The following is a 17,917-nucleotide window of genomic DNA, read 5'->3' on the forward strand; positions in this document are numbered from 1 at the left end:
AACTACTTCTTATATTCCAGAACCGTTTTCTCAATAATCGCAACACAATCCAGAAGTTGCTCTTTTGTTATAACTAATGGGGGTGCCAATCTGATAATATTTCCATGAGTTGGCTTAGCAAGTAAACCATTTTCTTTTAGTTTCAGGCAAATTTCCCAGGCTGTAGAACTTTCTGGCGTATCATTAATCAAAATAGCATTCAACAATCCCTTTCCTCTAACTTTGGTAATTAAATCTGATTTTACAATCACTTTCTCTATCTCAGAACGGAATAAATTTCCTAATTCTTCAGCACGTTCTGACAATTTCTCCTCTTCAACAACTTTCAGAGCCGCCATTGCGACAGCACATGCAATAGGGTTACCTCCAAAGGTAGAACCGTGTTGTCCAGGATGGATAACATTCATAATATTATTGTTTGCTAAAACTGCAGACACAGGATACATTCCACCAGAAATTGCTTTCCCTAAAACCAGTATATCCGGTTGAACATCTTCATGATGACAAGCGATTAGTCTTCCTGTTCTTGCGATCCCTGTTTGTACTTCATCTGCAATGAAAAGAACATTGTATTTTTTACATAAATCTGAAGCAGCTTTTAAATAACCTTCATCAGGAACATAAACTCCAGCTTCACCCTGAATAGGTTCCACTAAGAATGCTGCAATATTGGGAGCATCGTTTTTTAAAGTTTCTTCTAAAGCTTGAAGATCGTTATATGGTATTTTAATAAATCCTGGAGTAAAAGGTCCATAATTATTACTGGCATCAGGATCATTTGAGAAAGATACAATTGTAGTCGTTCTTCCGTGGAAATTATTTTCACAAACGATGATCTTGGCAGCGTTTTCAGCAATACCTTTTACTTCATAACTCCATTTTCTTGCTAACTTCACCGCCGTCTCTACCGCTTCCGCTCCAGAATTCATCGGTAGAACTTTGTCAAATTTAAAGAGTGAAGTAATCATTTTTTCATATTCTCCCAAATTTGAATTATAGAATGCTCTGGATGTTAAAGCCAATTTCTTAGCTTGATCGATAAGCGCTTCTAAAATTTTCGGATGAGAATGACCTTGGTTCACTGCAGAATAGGCTGAAAGAAAATCATAATATCTTTTTCCTTCTACATCCCAAACAAATACTCCTTCGCCCTTCTCTAAAACCACAGGAAGTGGGTGATAATTATGAGCGCCGTGATCGTTTTCTAAATCAATATAATACTGAGAATTTTTCGCTGTTGCTGACATAAAACTACTTTTTACAAATTTACTACTTATTATTGAAATTTATAAATAGAAAATGCCCCAAAAGAGGCATTTCTTTTTATAAATTGACTGGACTAGTTATCAAATTTTTTATCCATTTTAAAATCTTCCATGAATTTAGTGGTGTAATTTCCAGCTAAATAATCTTCATCTTCCATTAATTGCCTATGGAAAGGAATGGTCGTTTTTACACCTTCAATATAAAATTCTTCCAGTGCCCGTTTCATTTTTGCGATAGCCTCATCACGAGTCTGAGCCGTGGTGATCAATTTTGCAATCATTGAATCATAATTGGAAGGAATGGTATACCCTGAGTAAACATGCGTATCTACACGAATACCGTGTCCTCCTGGAATATTCAATTCCGTGATTTTTCCTGGGGAAGGTCTAAAATCATTAAAAGGATCTTCTGCATTGATCCTACATTCAATTGAATGGAGTTTTGGCAAGTAATTCTGTCCAGAAATCGCAGTTCCTGATGCGAGAAGAATTTGCTCACGAACCAAGTCATAATCTACAACCTGCTCTGTAATCGGGTGCTCTACCTGAATTCTGGTATTCATTTCCATAAAATAGAAATTTCTATGTTTATCTACCAAAAACTCAATCGTCCCAACTCCTTCGTAACCAATATATTCCGCAGCTTTCACAGCTGCATCACCCATTTTCTGACGAAGCTCATCGGTCATAAATGGCGATGGTGTTTCTTCAGTCAACTTCTGATTTCTTCTTTGTACAGAACAATCTCTTTCTGATAAGTGACATGCTTTTCCATACTGATCACCAGCAATTTGAATCTCAATATGACGTGGCTCCTCGATCAGTTTTTCCATATACATCCCACCATTTCCGAAAGCAGCGACTGCTTCCTGAACTGCAGATTCCCAATGCTCCTTCATATCTTCTTGTTTCCACACGGCACGCATTCCCTTTCCACCTCCACCTGCGGTTGCTTTAATCATCACCGGATAACCGACTTCTTTAGCAATTTCTATGGCGTGTTCGAAAGAATCAATCAATCCATCAGAGCCCGGTACACACGGTACTCCAGCTTCTTTCATGGTTTTTTTTGCATTGGCCTTATCACCCATTCTATCAATTTGTTCAGGAGTAGCACCAATAAACTTGATCCCGTTTTTCTGGCAAATTCTAGAGAAGTTAGCATTTTCAGATAAAAATCCATAACCAGGGTGAATAGCGTCAGCATTAGTAATTTCCGCCGCTGAAATAATATTTGGAATTTTAAGATAAGAATCCTTGCTCATGGCGGGACCAATACAAACAGCTTCATCTGCAAATCTTACATGAAGACTATCTTTGTCGGCGGTAGAATATACAGCAACGGTTTTGATTCCCATTTCTTTGCAAGTACGAAGAATCCGCATTGCAATCTCGCCGCGATTGGCGATTAGTATTTTTTTGAACATACTTTTAAATTTGATAATTAGATAATGTGATAATTTGATAATGAAAAAAGATGTAGTTTTTAATCTAACATCTAATATCTAAAATCTAATATCTAAATTTAAGACGGATCAACTAAGAATAAAGGTTGGTCATATTCAACCGGTGTAGCGTCATCTACTAAAACTTTTACAATTTTTCCTGAAACTTCAGACTCAATCTGATTGAATAGTTTCATTGCTTCAATTACGCAAACCACTTTTCCTTCTTTAATTTCATCACCCACATTTACAAATAAATCTTTATCTGGAGATGGTTTTCTGTAGAACGTTCCAATCATTGGAGACTTAATGGTAATAAACTTACTGTCATCTGCAGCTTTTTCTTCTGCGGAAGGAGTTGCAGGGGCATTGGTTGCTGGCGCTGCAGCAGGAGCTTGTTGTGGAGCTGTATGATAAACCGCTGGTGAAGCCATATAGTTAGTTTCACTTCCTCCAAGCGGAGTTTTGATGGTAATTTCGAAATCTTTGGTTTTGTATTTTACTTCTGAAACCTCAGCTTTAGACACGAATTTAATAAGATTTTGGATGTCTTTAATGTCCATATAATTAGTATTTATTTATAATGCCAAAGATAATAAAAAACAACAAAAAACCACTCAAAATTGTAAAAATTGAGTGGTTTATGTATAAAAACGAAGTATTTCTAAGTATTTTACCCTAGTTTTCGTCCGCAGTTGCTACTTCTTTATCAATTACTACTTTACCTCTGTAGTATAATTTTCCTTCATGCCAGTGTGCTCTATGGTACAGGTGCATTTCACCTGAAGTTGCATCTTTTGCTAATTGAGGAACTACAGCTTTGTAATGTGTTCTTCTCTTATCTCTTCTTGTTGACGATTGTCTTCTCTTTGGATGTGCCATTTTCTAATAATTTTTTAATTTGATGAGCGATGAGTATTAATTTGCACAATGCTCATCATTTTAAACTATTTAATTTTTATCTTTTAACTTCTTCAAAGCTTCCCATCTTGGGTCACTTTCCGGTTCTTCTTCTATATCTTCTTTTGGACTAAACTGCTCTAATATTTCTAAATCATTATCTGAAATATTTGGTGAAACTTTCTTCATCGGAATTGATAACATAACATCTTCATAAATCAACTGCGTTGCGTTGAACGCGTGATCTGTTCTAGGTATGGTAATTACATCACCATTGCTATCATCAAATTCTTCTCCGAAATTTACCAACACTTCAATTTCATGCTCTATGGGATGATCAAAATTTTCATTTGTGAGATCACAAACTAAATTAACTGTTCCCACAGTCTTAATCCACAGTTCTAAAAAGGTGGTATGCTTATCCATGAGGATCGTAGCCACAATTTTAGGTTCTGTAAATTCCTGTTCAGTATCGAAAAGTTGAAAGAACACCTTATCTATCTCAAATCTGAACTCGTGTTTCCCGTTTTTTAGCCCTGAAAACACAATATCGTAGTTTCTAAACTTGTCCATAAATTGAGTGTGCAAAAATATGCATTTTTTTTAATATTACAAATTAAATTGAAAACAAATCCGAAGTAATTATCTTTTGGGACAAATTACTACGCACGATCGATGGGTAAATCTTCCTCAACATTGTTGTTAGAGGAGTTTCGGCGCGGTTTCATGCGATTATTCATCAAATCGTTATATTCAGTTCTATTTTTAAAGATTTTTATTCCTGTAAATATCGCTTCACTAAAACTTTGTTCATCCGCAATATTTTTTCCGGCTATATCATACGCTACTCCATGATCGGGTGAAGTTCTAATAAAAGGTAAGCCAGCGGTGTAATTCACTCCTTCTTCATAAGCTAAAGTTTTAAAAGGTGCCAAACCTTGATCGTGGTACATCGCTAGAACAGCGTCGAAGTTGTGGTATTTACTGGGCTGAAAAAAACTGTCTGCAGGAAAGGGCCCAAAAGCCAAAATACCATTCTCAAATAATTCACGGATCGCAGGTTCAATAATTTCAATTTCTTCTCTACCGATTGCGCCACCATCACCAGCATGAGGATTTAATCCAAGGACTGCGATTTTAGGTCTCTCAATACAAAAATCTTCAATTAAACATTGATTCAAAAGCTTGATCTGTTTTTTAATTTTATCTTTCGAAATATTTTCGGCCACATTTGCAACCGGAATATGATGGGTAGAAACAGCAACCTTTAAATCATCAGTTACCAAAAACATCAATCCTTTTTTACCAAATTTCTCTTCCAGATATCCGGTATGACCAGCATGTTGAAAACCATACTTCATCATTTCCTCTTTGTTGATCGGTGCAGTTACCAATACGTCAATCTCACCACTCATCAGCGCGTTTGTTGCCGCCTCTAGGGATTCAATCGCCATTTTAGTTGATTCCTCGGTTGGAGTTCCTAAGTCAACGTTTACATTGTCTTTCCAAAGATTGACCATATTGATCTTGTCGTCTTGAGCTTGAGAAACTTCAGTAATATAATTAAAGTTATGCTGCAATTTAAATATGTTCTTCTGATAAGTAAACAATTTCCCAGAACCGAAAATAATTGGTGTAAAAAAATCAGTAATTGCTTTATCCTTTAGAGATTTCATAATGATTTCGGGGCCGATCCCATTGTAGTCACCAATAGAAATTCCTACTTTGATTTTATGCTGTTTCGGACTCATTTTTGTTATCTTTGAAAATTAATAGAATTTTACAAATTTAATAAAATTAGGTTTAACAATTTTACTTTATTTAAATTCTACGTAAAGCCTTTATTTTAGATAAATTTTTTTTGAAATAGTTACTATATGTTTACAGGAATTGTAGAGACAACCGGAATCGTAGAAGCAATACAGCAGAATGAAAGCAATATTGATTTCACACTGAACTGCCTCTTTACCCAACAATTAAAGATCGACCAAAGTCTAGCGCATAACGGCTGCTGTCTTACGGTCGTGGAAATTAATGACACTAATTACAAAGTCACCGCTATCAAGGAAACCTTAGAGAAAACAAATCTTGGAAAGTGGAATATTGGAACAGAAGTGAATTTGGAACGTTGTTTGAAGTTTGATGGGAGATTAGATGGTCATCTTGTTCAAGGCCATGTTGATAAAACAGGAATAGTAAAAAACATAAAAGATGTAGATGGTAGCTTTTTAATAACCATCGCTTATCAGGAAACCGATGAATATACTACAGTTTCGCAAGGTTCAATTACCGTAAATGGAATAAGTCTAACTGTTGCTGAAAGTGGTGCTAACGATTTCTCTGTGGCGATTATTCCTTATACCTGGGACTTCACAAATATGAAAAATTTAAAAATTGGTGATACCGTAAATCTTGAATTCGACATTATTGGAAAATATGTAAATAAATTACTGAAAAAAAATGCCGTTCACTAAATACAAAGGTTTTAGTTTAAGAAATAGGGTTTTTTGGGGATTTCTCCTGATATGCTTTCTTAGCATAACCAGCTCCTCTATATTATCTTATTTTATTTTAAGAAATAATGCAACTGAACAAAGTAGAACTGATTTACAAAAGCGATCAGAATCGCTTATGTCCGCTCTTGACTATGCAGTAAGCCATACTCAAGCCCAGACTTCTGACCTCCCTTTAATTTTATCAAATGAGATTTTCGAAATCGCAGATATTAACAATCAAGATATCATTATCTATGATTTAGAAGGAAAGTTTTTAATCTCAAATAAAGACGTGAACCTTATTGCGATGAAAAAAATTCCTTTAGAGGTCATTAACCGCGTTCTTAAAAGCGATCGTAGAGTTGATTTCCAAACCTATGATGACAATACAGATTCCAATGTCACTTCTTCATACATGTTGCTTAAAAACAACATGTTAGAACCTATCGCAATTGTTTATTTTCCGTATTATCATAATGATTCTTCCTATGTAAGTGTCTTCAACAAATATCTTAATTACATTTTCATTGTTAATATATTTGTGATTGCGTTCGGCATTTGGTTAAGTTGGATAATCTCTAATAATCTTACTAAAGCAGTTACTAAATTCTCTGACCTTATCAATCGCATCACCTTATTTGAAAATAACCCACAGCCCATTAGGTATTATCAGAACGATGAACTGAATCAATTGGTGAAAGCTTACAACAAAATGATTTTACAAATCAAAGAGCAGAAAGAACGGCTAAGCTTTAAAGAAAAAGAAGAAGCGTGGCGGGAAATGGCCAAGCAAGTTGCACATGAGGTTAAAAATCCGCTAACACCGATGAAATTGACCATTCAAAATTTTGAAAGAAAATTTGATCCAGCCGATCCGGAAATAATGGAGAAAGTGAAACGAATGAGCAAGACGATGGTTGATCAAATTGACTTGGTTGCTACCGTAGCTAATGCATTCTCTCAGTTTGCACAGCTTCCTGACAAAAACAATGAACAATTCGAACTGAATAAAGAGATTAAAGATATTATCCGCATTTTTAGTGATGAAAAGATTTATTTCCATACGAATAGAAATAAAATAATGGTCGAAATGGATAAGATCTACTTATCACGAATCATTACCAACTTAGTTTCTAATGCACAGCAAGCCAGTGATGACGAGCGTGAAAACATCATTAATGTAGATGTGGAACAAAGGCAAAAAAGAATCGTAATCACTGTTGAAGATAATGGTGTAGGTATTCCAGAAGAACTTTATGGAAGGATTTTTGAGCCTAATTTCACCTCTAAATCAAGCGGTATGGGACTTGGATTAACTATGGTTCGTAAAATGGTTCAAGATTACCAGGGCGAAATTACCGTAAAGTCTGAAATTGGCAAAGGAACAACCTTCACTATTTTATTACCGACAAACGTCTAATTATCTTCAATTCTGGCAATCTATAATTTCTATTTTCTATCAATCCTTTAAATGAAACCTTTTCACTTTAAAAAATTTAGTATTCAGCAATCAAAAGAAGTATTTCGTGTTGGTACAGACGGCGTTTTACTGGGTGCATTGGCGTCCATAAAAGGTTGTAAAACAATTCTTGAAGTAGGGACGGGAACAGGGCTTATTTCAATGATGTTAGCACAAAGAAATAAGGAAGTAAAAATTTTAGGAATCGACATTAACGAAAACGCAGTCCACCTTGCGAAAGAAAATTTTGAAAACACACCATTTCACCAAAGACTAGAAGTTGTTTTAAAGGATTTCAAGTTTTTTACAGCGACTGAGAAGATCGATTTAATTGTTTCAAACCCACCTTATTTCGAAATAAACAGCTCTGAAAAGGATGATATCGCACGACAACAAAAAGAACTTACCTTTGAAAATTTAATTTCAAAGTCTGCATCGTTGTTAAGTCATAAAGGTATTTTATCTGTAATTATTCCTGCTGAATCAGAAGACCAATTTATAGCGGCTTGTAAGCGGCACGGATTATCTCTCCACCACAAAGTTATAATACATGGCATTCTTAAATCAAAACCACAAAGATTGATTTTAGAATTTGGTTTCGAGGAGAGAGAAATAAAAACAACTGAACTCACAGTTGAAAAGTTGCCTAGAGTCTACACCGATGAATATTTGGAACTCACCAAAGATTTCCATCAATTTCAAAAGTAAAAAAGTTACTTAGGTGCATTTAAGGTGATCACAACATCTTTTCCTATCTTTTTTGTAGAGGAATATTGTGCATCACAAACAGAAGTCGTTATGGTATAGCTCCCTTTATCCAGTAAAATAAAATTCTGATTATTAGCTGGAACGTCTAAATTATAAAATCTTCTTCCGCTGATTTTAACAATTAAATTGCATTTTGATTTATTAACAATTTGTACGTAAGCAGTCTTGCTACTAGGATCGGTATTAAAAAGATGGTTGAGCAGATCTTCTGTACGTTTATGTTTTATATTGGTTCCGTTTTTCGCTACATCCCGATTTACTTCCTTCTCCAGTTTCTTGGTATTAATTGGTGCAACTGTTGGTTTAGCAACATTTGCCTGTTTTTTGGGCGATTTATCATTATTAATCACCGCAAAGAGTTTTCTTTTAAATTCAGGAGTTTTCGGATGATCTGGGTTATATTTAACAAAATTTGCAATAACCTGGGCATCTGTGCTTTTTTCAACCTGAGCAACGGTATATTTTGATTGAGAAAATGAATAAACCGAGAAAAGGAAAACAAATAATAAGAGTAGTTTTTTCATTAACAAATTAATTTTTAGTATTTTAAAAATTTTATATAACGCTACAATGTACTTTTTAGTTTGTACGAAATTTATTATCTTTGCAACGCTTAAAAACAAAGCAAATCTAATCAATTTTTAATATAAAAGATAAAATATGTATACACCAGTTGCTGCAGATGTGGCTAAATTAAGAAACATTACAGGCGCAGGAATGATGGACTGCAAAAAAGCATTAGTTGAAGCAGAAGGAGATTTCGACAAAGCAATTGATAACCTAAGAAAAAAAGGACAAAAGGTTGCGGCTAACAGAGCTGATAGAGATTCTCACGAAGGTGCTGTAATTGCAAAATTGAATGAAGATAGCACGATGGGAGCGATCATTGCTTTGAATTGTGAAACAGATTTCGTTGCAAAAAATGATGCTTTTGTAGAAATTGCGCACGAACTAGCACAACAAGCTGTTGCTTATGCAAGCAAAGAAGAATTTTTGGCTTCAGATTTCCACGGAATGACTGTTGCAGAAAAATTAATCGAGCAAACAGGTGTAATCGGTGAGAAAATTGAAATCGGTTCTTTCGAAAGAATTGAAGGTCCTTTTTTAGGAGCTTACATTCACGCAGGAAATAAAATCGCAGCCATTACTTCTCTTTCTGAGCAGGTTGATGGTGCGGCGGAAGTTGCAAAATCTGTTTCTATGCAAGTTGCAGCAATGAATCCTATTGCTTTGGATGAAACTATGGTTTCTCAAGAGACGATCGATAAAGAATTAGAAATCGAAAGAGAATTATTAACTAAAGAAGGAAAACCTGCAAATATTATCGATAATATCCTTAAAGGTAAAATGCAGAGATTCTACAAGGACAACACTTTGGTACACCAATCTTTCATTAAAGATTCAAGTGTTTCAGTTGCTGATTATGTAAAATCAGTAAACAATGATTTAAAAGTATTAGGATTTGTAAGAGTAAGTCTTACTTAATTCTAAGTTTTATAATAAATACAAATCTCTTTCTATTTTTTAGAAAGAGATTTTTTTAATCGGTAATAAGAAGGAAATTTAAGTACGCTCGTCGTACGAATATCCTGCATTGTATTAAATATTATCAATTCATTGTAAATTGTTACAAAGATTACGGCAGTACTAATGGCAGAGAATTACCCTCTGAACCTTACTGTAAGCTTCTAAGATGGATTAAACCTAGTTACAACCTTCGCGACTTCTATGAGCGTCGCATGTTACTGAAAAATAGAAATCAAAGATTTACAATTGGGATATTTGATCATACTGTTGGAATCCATTTAAAAAATCTTTTACACTCATCCTTTTCTTCCCTTCTAATTGTACTTCTAAAGGGAAATAACAACCATCGTTGGTGAAAATTTTGAATTCATTCTTATTAATTTCTAAAACGCCAGGCGAATTTTGATGCGACACCATCTCAACTTTCCCTTTGTATATTTTTAAAACTTTCTCTTCTTCACCAATTTTTACGGTTGTAAATGCGGCTGGATAAGGGGACATTCCGCGTATAAAATTACGAACGGTTTCTGAATCTTGAGTCCAGTTAATTCGAGTATCTTCTTTGAATATTTTAAAAGCGTTCTTCGGATGTAAAACTTCCGGTTGGGCCTTTTCTGTAATCGAATTCTCCGCTAATCCATCGAGGGTTTTAACCACTAATTTTGCACCCATTTCCATTAAACGATCATGTAATTCTCCAGCATTTTCGTCGGCTGAAATTTCAATTTCATCTTGTAAAAGAATATTTCCTTCATCAATTTTTTCATTGATAAAAAAAGTAGTGGCACCTGTTTTTTTCTCTCCATTGATTACCGCATAATTAATGGGTGCCGCACCACGATAATCCGGTAGTAAAGATGCATGCAGGTTGAAAGTACCAAGTTCTGGCATTTCAAATAAAACTTTAGGCATCATTCTGAAAGCTACCACCACAAAAACATCAGCATTTAATTGCGCTATCTCTTCTAGAAAGTCTGTATTTCGTAATTTCTCTGGTTGGAAAACAGGTAAATTATTTTCGGTCGCAAAGATCTTTACTGCAGACTGATTAATTTTCTGTCCTCTCCCACTTGCTTTATCGGCAACGGTTACGACGCCCACTACTTCATGTGAAGATTCGTGTATCGCTTGTAGTGATGTTTTTGCAAATTCAGGAGTTCCGAAGAAAAGGACTTTTAATGATTTCATTTAAATTAGAATTGTTGGATTTTAGAACTGTTAATTAATCATGATTGTAGGCATAGGTCCGGAAATTAAGCATTTTCACTTTTCCAGCATCTAAAAGATGAATGAGATTCTCTAAAATATTTTCTTTCGAAAAATAATTTAACCGTATCGTAATCTCTTCCACATTAGCTGGGGAATTTTTCAAAAGTTCTAAAATCTGTGCAGAAATATCGCGTCCGAAAACATTTTCTTTTTGCTTTTCACAGACCGAACATTGCCCACAATTCCTGACATTTTTTTCACCAAAGTAGGACAAGACGAGTTTCATTTTGCAAAAATCATTATTTTGTACAAAGAATTTCATTTCTTCCCATTTCTGAATTTTATTTTTCTGAATCTGTAGAAAGAGATTCCAATATTTCCCTTCGGTTGCACGATGGTCTCGATGTTTCAAAAATTTAACACTCGACAAAGCACCATCGATATAATCAAAATGTCCTTTCTTTTGAAGTTCTCGTAATCGTTCTTTAACCAAATGCTGATCAGACTGGATTTTATTGCTAAAATTCTTCTCGCTAAACATCACTTTATGCGTTGCAAAACCAGAAATATTCCGCAATAATAATTCAATGAAATAAGCATCTTTTCGTGGGAGCAGATCTATTTCCTCTGGAGAAATTTTTAATTCTATAGATGATAATGCATTTTGCGTATTGTATAAAATTATTTCTTGATGGTGCAGAAAATTGAGTACATTTCTAATCTTTGCCAGCGAACTTTTGGTAAAAGCCTGAATACGCTGAATATGCAGTTGAAAAACATTTTCCGGTAAATCATTTTCTGCGACTTGAAAAGTAGAATATAGATAGGAAACTATATTTTTAAATTCTGCTTTAGAAGGTATTTGATAGGATAAAAGCTGATCGAAATTTTTAAGTTCCTGTTCATTCCACAGTAAAAACGCATAGGATTCTTTACCATCTCGGCCTGCTCTTCCAATTTCCTGATAATAATTCTCAATAGATGCTGCTGGTGAAAAATGGATAATAAAACGAACATTCTCTTTATCAATTCCCATCCCAAAAGCATTGGTAGAGATCAAGACTTGATTTGGACTGTTGATCCAGCGTTGTTGCTTGGCATTTTTCTCTTTAAAAGGAATCCCAGCGTGAAAAAAATCTACATTGTTAATTTGATTTCTGTGCAGATAACTGCATAATTCTTCCGCTTCCTTTCTCGTCCTTACATAAATAATTCCGGATGCATTATTATAAGTGAGTAGATTCTTTATTCTCTCATACTTATCGGCAATCTGATCAGAAACAATTTTTATATTCTCCCTTCTAAATGTCTTTTGAAAAATTTCGGGATTTTTTAAATTTAGTTTTGACTGAATTTCAACTAAAACCTTTGGGGTAGCAGTCGCCGTAAGCGCTACACATGGAATTCTATGCAATAATTCTCTAAACCCTTTAATATGTTGGTAACTTGGTCGAAAGTCCTGTCCCCACTCCGAAATACAATGCGCTTCATCAACCGCAATAAATGACACCTGGATCTCTTCTATATTTTGTAAAAAAAATCGGTTCGTAAGTCGTTCTGGTGATACATAAAGTAATTTCGTCAATCCATCTTTGCACCGGTTGAAGATAATTTCTGCTTCAAAATCATCTAATTCTGCAGAAAGATATTCTGCTTCTATACCTCGGTTTTTCATCTGGAAAACCTGATCTTTCATTAAAGCTAAAAGTGGTGAAACTACGATGCATGTTCCTTCCAGAATGAGAGCGGGAAGTTGGTAACATAAAGATTTTCCTCCCCCTGTTGGTAACAAAACCACTGCATCTTTCCCCTCTATAATAACGTTAACGATTTCTTCTTGTGCATCTCTAAACTCGTCATAACCCCAAAAATGTTTTAGGGTCTGCTTTTTTAAAATTGAAAAATCTTGAGAAGAGATCATGAAGTAAAATTACAGAAACAAATTTCATAAAACAAAGAAAGCCACGATAAACGTGACTTTCTTTCTATATTTATTAATTTAATAAATATTATTTTCCTTCGAAGTAAACTCTTCTGTTGGCTCTATTTTTCCATTCTGGACATTTAGTAGCTGGATCACATTCTGGATATTTAAGGCTTGATTCCCCTCTTCCTATCGCATTCAGTTTACCTGAGTTTGCACCATTTTGGATTAAATAGTTTTTAACATTATTTGCTCTTCTTTCTGATAATTTCTGATTGTAATCTGCGGTACCTCTAGTATCAGTACCACCTATAACATTGTAAGAACCATCTGAAGAATTAATGTAGCTAACAGCGTTACTAAGTATCGGAGTATTTGATGGTAAAATTCTGTCAGAATTCAAATCAAATTCGATTCCTTCTAAAGTTCTTGTATTATCTGAAACGATCGCAGATCCACCGGTTGGACAACCGTTATTTTCGATAGTACCAGGCACAGTTACACATTTGTCATATAAATCAATTACACCGTCCAAATCTGTATCAAGGGCAACACCAGCTCCATCAACTCTTGCTCCAGCAGGAGTATCTAATTGTCTGTCCCAATCATCGCAAACACCATCGTTATCGGCATCTCCTTTTTTACACACTTCAACATCCTGATTTTTATTGTCCAAAACGTCTAATTTCCAATACATTTCCTGAAGAGGATCGTGCCAGAATAAGTGAGATTCATGTTTTCCTAAATTTAATGTTGCACCTAAAGTGACATTAATTAAGTTGTCAGAAACATTATCATTAACTGAAGTACTTCTTGCACCATCAAAGGTGTCATCACCTGTATAGATATACATACCTCTTGCTTCAAAATCCAATGATTTTGTCGCACGGAATTTAAGTCCCGCACCAGCCTGTCCAAATAAACTTCCAAAATTGAAAGGTTTAACTTCAGTTATTAAAGCTTGATTGTATGTCGGACCTTGATCTTGTCTATAAGCTCTATAAGCTAAAGTACCAACACCTGCATAACCATGAAGTGCCCATCTAAAAGGGGAATTATTATCTACTCTTCTCATTAGATTAGAAAAGTTAATATCTCCTAAAAGAGAAATCGCATCATATTGCGTTCTTGCACCATCACCTGCTGTAGCAGCTACATGATCTTTAGTATTTACAAAACCTTGTCTTGATTCTCCTTTGTCATACTGAAGTTTTAAACCAAAAGTATGATTTATCGCTTTGTCTACACTTAAATAAGCAGACCAGCCATATAAATTTTTTCCTGCACCATAACCTTTAATAGAGGTTAAATCTGATGATTGCATTAATGGCACTCCTGCTCCAGCAGAAATAGCCCAATCATTAAATCTTTTAGATTCTTGAGTAAACGGTGAAACATTTGCAGAACCTGACGTATAACTGTTGGGGTAATTCCCTGTAGAGGTTGATATAGTATCCTGTGCAAAAACAGAAGCAGGTAGTACTAAAGCCAACGCAATACTTGTTAAATGTAGTTTCATATTCTTATTTATTTTTAATTATTACTAGCAGGCTACAAAATTACTAAATTTAAACTTCTTAACAGTGCTAATTTTATTATTTATTAACGTTTGTAGGGCAACCATCATTTTCTACTGGCCCAGGTACTGTTACACATTTATCATAAAGATCTGCAACACCGTCAAGATCCATATCTAATGCAATTCCCGCGCCATCTACCCTTGCACCACGAGGAGTATCAAGTTGTCTGTCCCAATCGTCACATACTCCATCATCGTCTAAATCGCCATTTTCACACACAACCAAATCAGTTTTTTGATTGGTCAAAATATTGATTCTATTGTTAATATCTCTTAAAGGATCCACCCAAGTTAAATGCGTATCATGATTTCCTAATTTGAACGATAAACCTAAATTCACTGAAAATAAGTTATCCGAATGACCATGAACGATTGCATTATAGCGAGGAATTCCATTTTTTCCAAAGCCACCTCCATCAAATGAGTCATCACCACTAATTATATACATTGCTCTCGCTTCTACATCAATCAATTTGGATAGATTATACTTTAAACCTGTTCCTAATTGAAAAAAGAAGGTATCAAAACGCAATTCCTGTTCAATTTGAACGGGTATTCTTCGTGGGCTTATACTGTACCTAGACATATCATTATCTAATAACAAGGTATCATATCCTTGCAGACCTACCCCACCATACCCGTGTAATGCCCACCGATAAGTAGAATTATTGTCTACCCTTCTCAATAGGTTTGATAAATTAATATCGCCCAAGATAGAAATCTGTCGATATTTAGTCCATGCAGTAGCCACACCTGCAGCAACGCCAGCGGCACCAGGCAGCAATGCTTTCTGATTAGTTTTACCCATTTGGTATTGAAAGCTCATCCCAAAAGTGTGCGTGATCTGTTTGTCTAAACTTGCATAGGCATTCCACCCAAAATTTACTTTTCCATCATAAAAAGAATTAACGTCTGCAGCATGCATAAAAGTACCTCCACCACCTACGGACACTGACCAGTCTTTAAATAGTCTTGATGCGTTATCGAACTTAGTAACCTTTCCAGATCTAGAAGAATAAGCTTCTATATTAGAACCATCTGATATTGGACTCTGCTGAGCCCAAGACAATAGAGGCAGTGCTAATGCCCATAATAAATTTAATTTCATATAAGTGTTGTTTGTATTTATTCTAACTGCTCTAATAATTTTCTCGAAAAGTCCCTTTGATGTAAATGTTTAACATGCGGAATCTCTAATCTTCTAGACCAAAAAAAGAGATTACAAATTGAAACAATATCAATATCTATGATCCGATCTTGGTATTCTCCTGAAAATATGGTATCATATTCCCTACCCATTTTTTTTTCAATCGACTTTATCAAATTCAGTATATTAACAGGAGATTCTTGTGTTTTTATTAAGAGCGCAATATTACAAAAAATATTGGTACTATCAAACTCTACTGGCTTTGTAATCAGGACCTCAGAGCGCTTTTCAATAGATCCGATCTCTTGCTCTATAAAAGTGATTGCCTTCTCAATATTATTTTCAGGATTACCTAAATTACTTCCCAGTAACAAAGTGACTTCATGTTGCGACATATTGTACATATAAATTAAATTATGAAGAGTTTTTTTAAAAATGTGTTAGCAAATATAGTCGCTATAATCATTATTGCAGCTGTATTTTGTGTCTTTTTATTAATGCTTATAGCATCGAGTGCTCTAAGTGGAGATCAGAAACCGTCGATCAAAGATAATTCTGTTTTGACTTTGGATTTTAAAACAAATATTATCGACAGCCCCACCGAAGATCAAGATGACTTTTTTGCTTTTGCCAATAAACCAAAAAACATCCTGATTTATGATATGTTAGAAGCTATTAAAAGAGCCAAAACTGATGATAAAATCAAAGGAATTAGTTTGGAAACTGATGGACTTCGGGCAGGTTTCACTCAAATAGATGACCTTCGTAATGCGCTGGTAGAATTTAAGAAAAGCGGGAAATTCGTTTATGCATATGGAAACAATGTTTCTCAGTCAGCATACTACCTTGGGTCTGTAGCTGATAGTTACATATTAAATCCTACAGGTGGTATCGACCTAAAAGGTTTATCTACCGAAGTTTTATATATGAAGAATTTTGCCGATAAATACGGGATAGGTATTCAGATCATCAGACATGGAAAATACAAGTCTGCAGTAGAACCTTATATGAGAGACGATATGTCTCCGGAAAACAAAGAACAACTTTCTACTTTATTAAATGATATCTGGTCTGTAAATTCACAAAAAATAGCAACATCAAGAAAAATAGACAGTGCACAATTCAGAATTGTAGTAGATAGTTTATATGGAGTAATACCAAATTTAAGTCTTCAACACAAATTGATAGACCGCTTAATGCAGAAAAGTGAATATGATCAGATGATCAAAACAAAATTAAATCTTAAGGAAAAAGATAAAATTTCAAAAGTTTCGTTTAGTAAGTATATCAACTCTAAAAAAGATGATGATTCTAATAAGGATAATCAAATTGCCGTATTGTATGCTTCAGGAGCAATTTATAATGGAGAAGGATACAACGATATATTCGCCGACAATTTTGTAAAAGAAATAAAAGAAATAGCAAAAGATGAAAAAGTAAAAGCTGTAGTATTAAGAATTAATTCCCCTGGAGGTAGCGCAAACGCTTCTGATGAGATCCTATTCGAATTACAACAACTTAAAAAGAAAAAACCTGTCGTGGTTTCCTTTGGTGATTATGCTGCATCGGGTGGATATTACATCGCAATGGCTGCAGATAAAATATATTCTGAGCCCAATACAATTACTGGCTCAATAGGAGTTTTTGGAATGATTCCTTACTTCAAAGATTTAGCTAATAAAAATGGACTAACCTCGCACGCGGTCACTAGCAATGCAAATTCTAATATGTATTCACCAATCAACGGTGTTACGCCGGGTGGAGTAGCAATATTGACAAAAAGTGTTGAGGGAACTTATAAAAGATTTGTACACTTTGTTACAGAAAATAGAAAGAAATCGTTTGAACAAATTGACGAGATCGGTGGCGGAAGAGTCTGGAGCGGAACCCGTGCAAAACAAATTGGTCTTGTGGATGAATTAGGAAATTTGCAGGATGCAATGAACTTTGCGGCGCAAAAAGCAAAATTAAAAGAATATCAAGTGAGCACTTATCCTAAAAAAATAAGTCAATTTGAACAACTTTTCAAAAACTTAGACGAAGATGAAATTTCGACAAGATTGATCAAGAATAAAATTGGCGAAGACCGATACAAAATGTTTGAGCAGATGACCAATCCTAAATTCCAAGAAGGCGTAATGATGCAAATGCCTTTTCAAATTAAAATTGAATAATTCGCTAAACAAAAAAATCCCGCAC

The 17,917-nt window shown here is 34.7% G+C and carries 17 protein-coding genes; 5 read left to right on the forward strand and 12 right to left on the reverse strand.

Features of this window, described 5'->3' with window-relative positions; genetic code table 11:
- Positions 1 to 2: 2 nt before the first annotated feature.
- The 6 genes from rocD to pdxA all read right to left on the reverse strand — a co-directional run bounded on the left by rocD (position 3) and on the right by pdxA (position 5,361).
- Positions 3 to 1,247: an ornithine--oxo-acid transaminase gene (gene rocD / locus FNJ88_RS03505; protein ID WP_143851765.1), complete on the reverse strand. Its 1,245-nt coding sequence runs from the start codon at positions 1,245 to 1,247 to the stop codon at positions 3 to 5.
- Positions 1,248 to 1,339: 92 nt separating this feature from the next.
- Positions 1,340 to 2,692, reverse strand: coding sequence for an acetyl-CoA carboxylase biotin carboxylase subunit (gene accC / locus FNJ88_RS03510; RefSeq protein ID WP_143851766.1), 1,353 nt, complete (start codon positions 2,690 to 2,692; stop codon positions 1,340 to 1,342).
- A 98-nt stretch (positions 2,693 to 2,790) separates the two neighbouring features.
- Entirely contained in the window at positions 2,791 to 3,273 is a 483-nt protein-coding gene (gene accB / locus FNJ88_RS03515) for an acetyl-CoA carboxylase biotin carboxyl carrier protein (protein ID WP_143851767.1), read from the reverse strand.
- A gap of 115 nt (positions 3,274 to 3,388) precedes the next feature.
- Entirely contained in the window at positions 3,389 to 3,592 is a 204-nt protein-coding gene (rpmF, locus tag FNJ88_RS03520) for a 50S ribosomal protein L32 (protein WP_143851768.1), read from the reverse strand.
- 69 nt (positions 3,593 to 3,661) lie between these two features.
- Entirely contained in the window at positions 3,662 to 4,183 is a 522-nt protein-coding gene (locus FNJ88_RS03525; protein WP_143851769.1) for a YceD family protein, read from the reverse strand.
- Between the two features lie 89 nt (positions 4,184 to 4,272).
- A complete protein-coding gene (gene pdxA / locus FNJ88_RS03530; RefSeq protein WP_143851770.1) occupies positions 4,273 to 5,361 on the reverse strand; it encodes a 4-hydroxythreonine-4-phosphate dehydrogenase PdxA in 1,089 nt (362 codons plus the stop codon).
- 126 nt (positions 5,362 to 5,487) lie between these two features.
- Here pdxA and FNJ88_RS03535 point away from each other — a divergent pair, with 126 nt between their 5' ends.
- Genes FNJ88_RS03535 through FNJ88_RS03545 form a run of 3 tightly spaced genes read left to right on the forward strand, consistent with a single transcriptional unit; the run spans position 5,488 to position 8,272 of the window.
- Positions 5,488 to 6,084: a riboflavin synthase gene (locus FNJ88_RS03535; protein WP_143851771.1), complete on the forward strand. Its 597-nt coding sequence runs from the start codon at positions 5,488 to 5,490 to the stop codon at positions 6,082 to 6,084.
- A complete protein-coding gene (locus FNJ88_RS03540) occupies positions 6,071 to 7,525 on the forward strand; it encodes a sensor histidine kinase (RefSeq protein ID WP_143851772.1) in 1,455 nt (484 codons plus the stop codon). The genes FNJ88_RS03535 and FNJ88_RS03540 overlap by 14 nt, the downstream gene beginning before the upstream one ends.
- 51 nt (positions 7,526 to 7,576) lie before the next feature.
- Positions 7,577 to 8,272, forward strand: a complete 696-nt coding sequence (locus FNJ88_RS03545) for a tRNA1(Val) (adenine(37)-N6)-methyltransferase (protein ID WP_143851773.1) — start codon at positions 7,577 to 7,579, stop codon at positions 8,270 to 8,272.
- A gap of 5 nt (positions 8,273 to 8,277) precedes the next feature.
- On the opposite strand, the gene FNJ88_RS03550 is transcribed toward FNJ88_RS03545, so the two are convergent.
- Positions 8,278 to 8,856 carry a DUF6759 domain-containing protein gene (locus tag FNJ88_RS03550; protein WP_143851774.1) on the reverse strand — a complete coding sequence of 193 codons (579 nt, stop codon included), beginning with the start codon at positions 8,854 to 8,856 and terminating at the stop codon, positions 8,278 to 8,280.
- Positions 8,857 to 8,992: 136 nt separating this feature from the next.
- On the opposite strand from FNJ88_RS03550, the gene tsf reads away from it, so the two are divergent.
- On the forward strand, positions 8,993 to 9,817 hold the full coding sequence (gene tsf, locus FNJ88_RS03555) for a translation elongation factor Ts (RefSeq protein ID WP_143851775.1): 825 nt from the start codon (positions 8,993 to 8,995) through the stop codon (positions 9,815 to 9,817).
- 282 nt (positions 9,818 to 10,099) lie between these two features.
- Here the strand turns inward: tsf and fmt are convergent, their stop codons facing one another.
- The 5 genes from fmt to folK all read right to left on the reverse strand — a co-directional run bounded on the left by fmt (position 10,100) and on the right by folK (position 16,113).
- Positions 10,100 to 11,047 (reverse strand): methionyl-tRNA formyltransferase, encoded by a 948-nt coding sequence (fmt, locus tag FNJ88_RS03560; RefSeq protein ID WP_143851776.1) that lies wholly within the window; start codon positions 11,045 to 11,047, stop codon positions 10,100 to 10,102.
- A gap of 34 nt (positions 11,048 to 11,081) precedes the next feature.
- Positions 11,082 to 12,989 (reverse strand): ATP-dependent DNA helicase RecQ, encoded by a 1,908-nt coding sequence (locus tag FNJ88_RS03565; protein WP_143851777.1) that lies wholly within the window; start codon positions 12,987 to 12,989, stop codon positions 11,082 to 11,084.
- Between the two features lie 88 nt (positions 12,990 to 13,077).
- A complete protein-coding gene (locus FNJ88_RS03570) occupies positions 13,078 to 14,511 on the reverse strand; it encodes an OmpA family protein (RefSeq protein WP_143851778.1) in 1,434 nt (477 codons plus the stop codon).
- A gap of 76 nt (positions 14,512 to 14,587) precedes the next feature.
- Positions 14,588 to 15,679: an OmpA family protein gene (locus FNJ88_RS03575; protein ID WP_143851779.1), complete on the reverse strand. Its 1,092-nt coding sequence runs from the start codon at positions 15,677 to 15,679 to the stop codon at positions 14,588 to 14,590.
- 17 nt (positions 15,680 to 15,696) lie between these two features.
- Positions 15,697 to 16,113 carry a 2-amino-4-hydroxy-6-hydroxymethyldihydropteridine diphosphokinase gene (folK, locus tag FNJ88_RS03580; protein ID WP_143851780.1) on the reverse strand — a complete coding sequence of 139 codons (417 nt, stop codon included), beginning with the start codon at positions 16,111 to 16,113 and terminating at the stop codon, positions 15,697 to 15,699.
- A gap of 21 nt (positions 16,114 to 16,134) precedes the next feature.
- Here folK and sppA point away from each other — a divergent pair, with 21 nt between their 5' ends.
- On the forward strand, positions 16,135 to 17,892 hold the full coding sequence (gene sppA / locus FNJ88_RS03585) for a signal peptide peptidase SppA (RefSeq protein ID WP_143851781.1): 1,758 nt from the start codon (positions 16,135 to 16,137) through the stop codon (positions 17,890 to 17,892).
- The last annotated feature ends 25 nt before the right edge of the window (positions 17,893 to 17,917 follow it).

The sequence above is a fragment of the Chryseobacterium sp. SNU WT5 genome, assembly GCF_007362475.1.
Lineage (GTDB): Bacteria > Bacteroidota > Bacteroidia > Flavobacteriales > Weeksellaceae > Kaistella.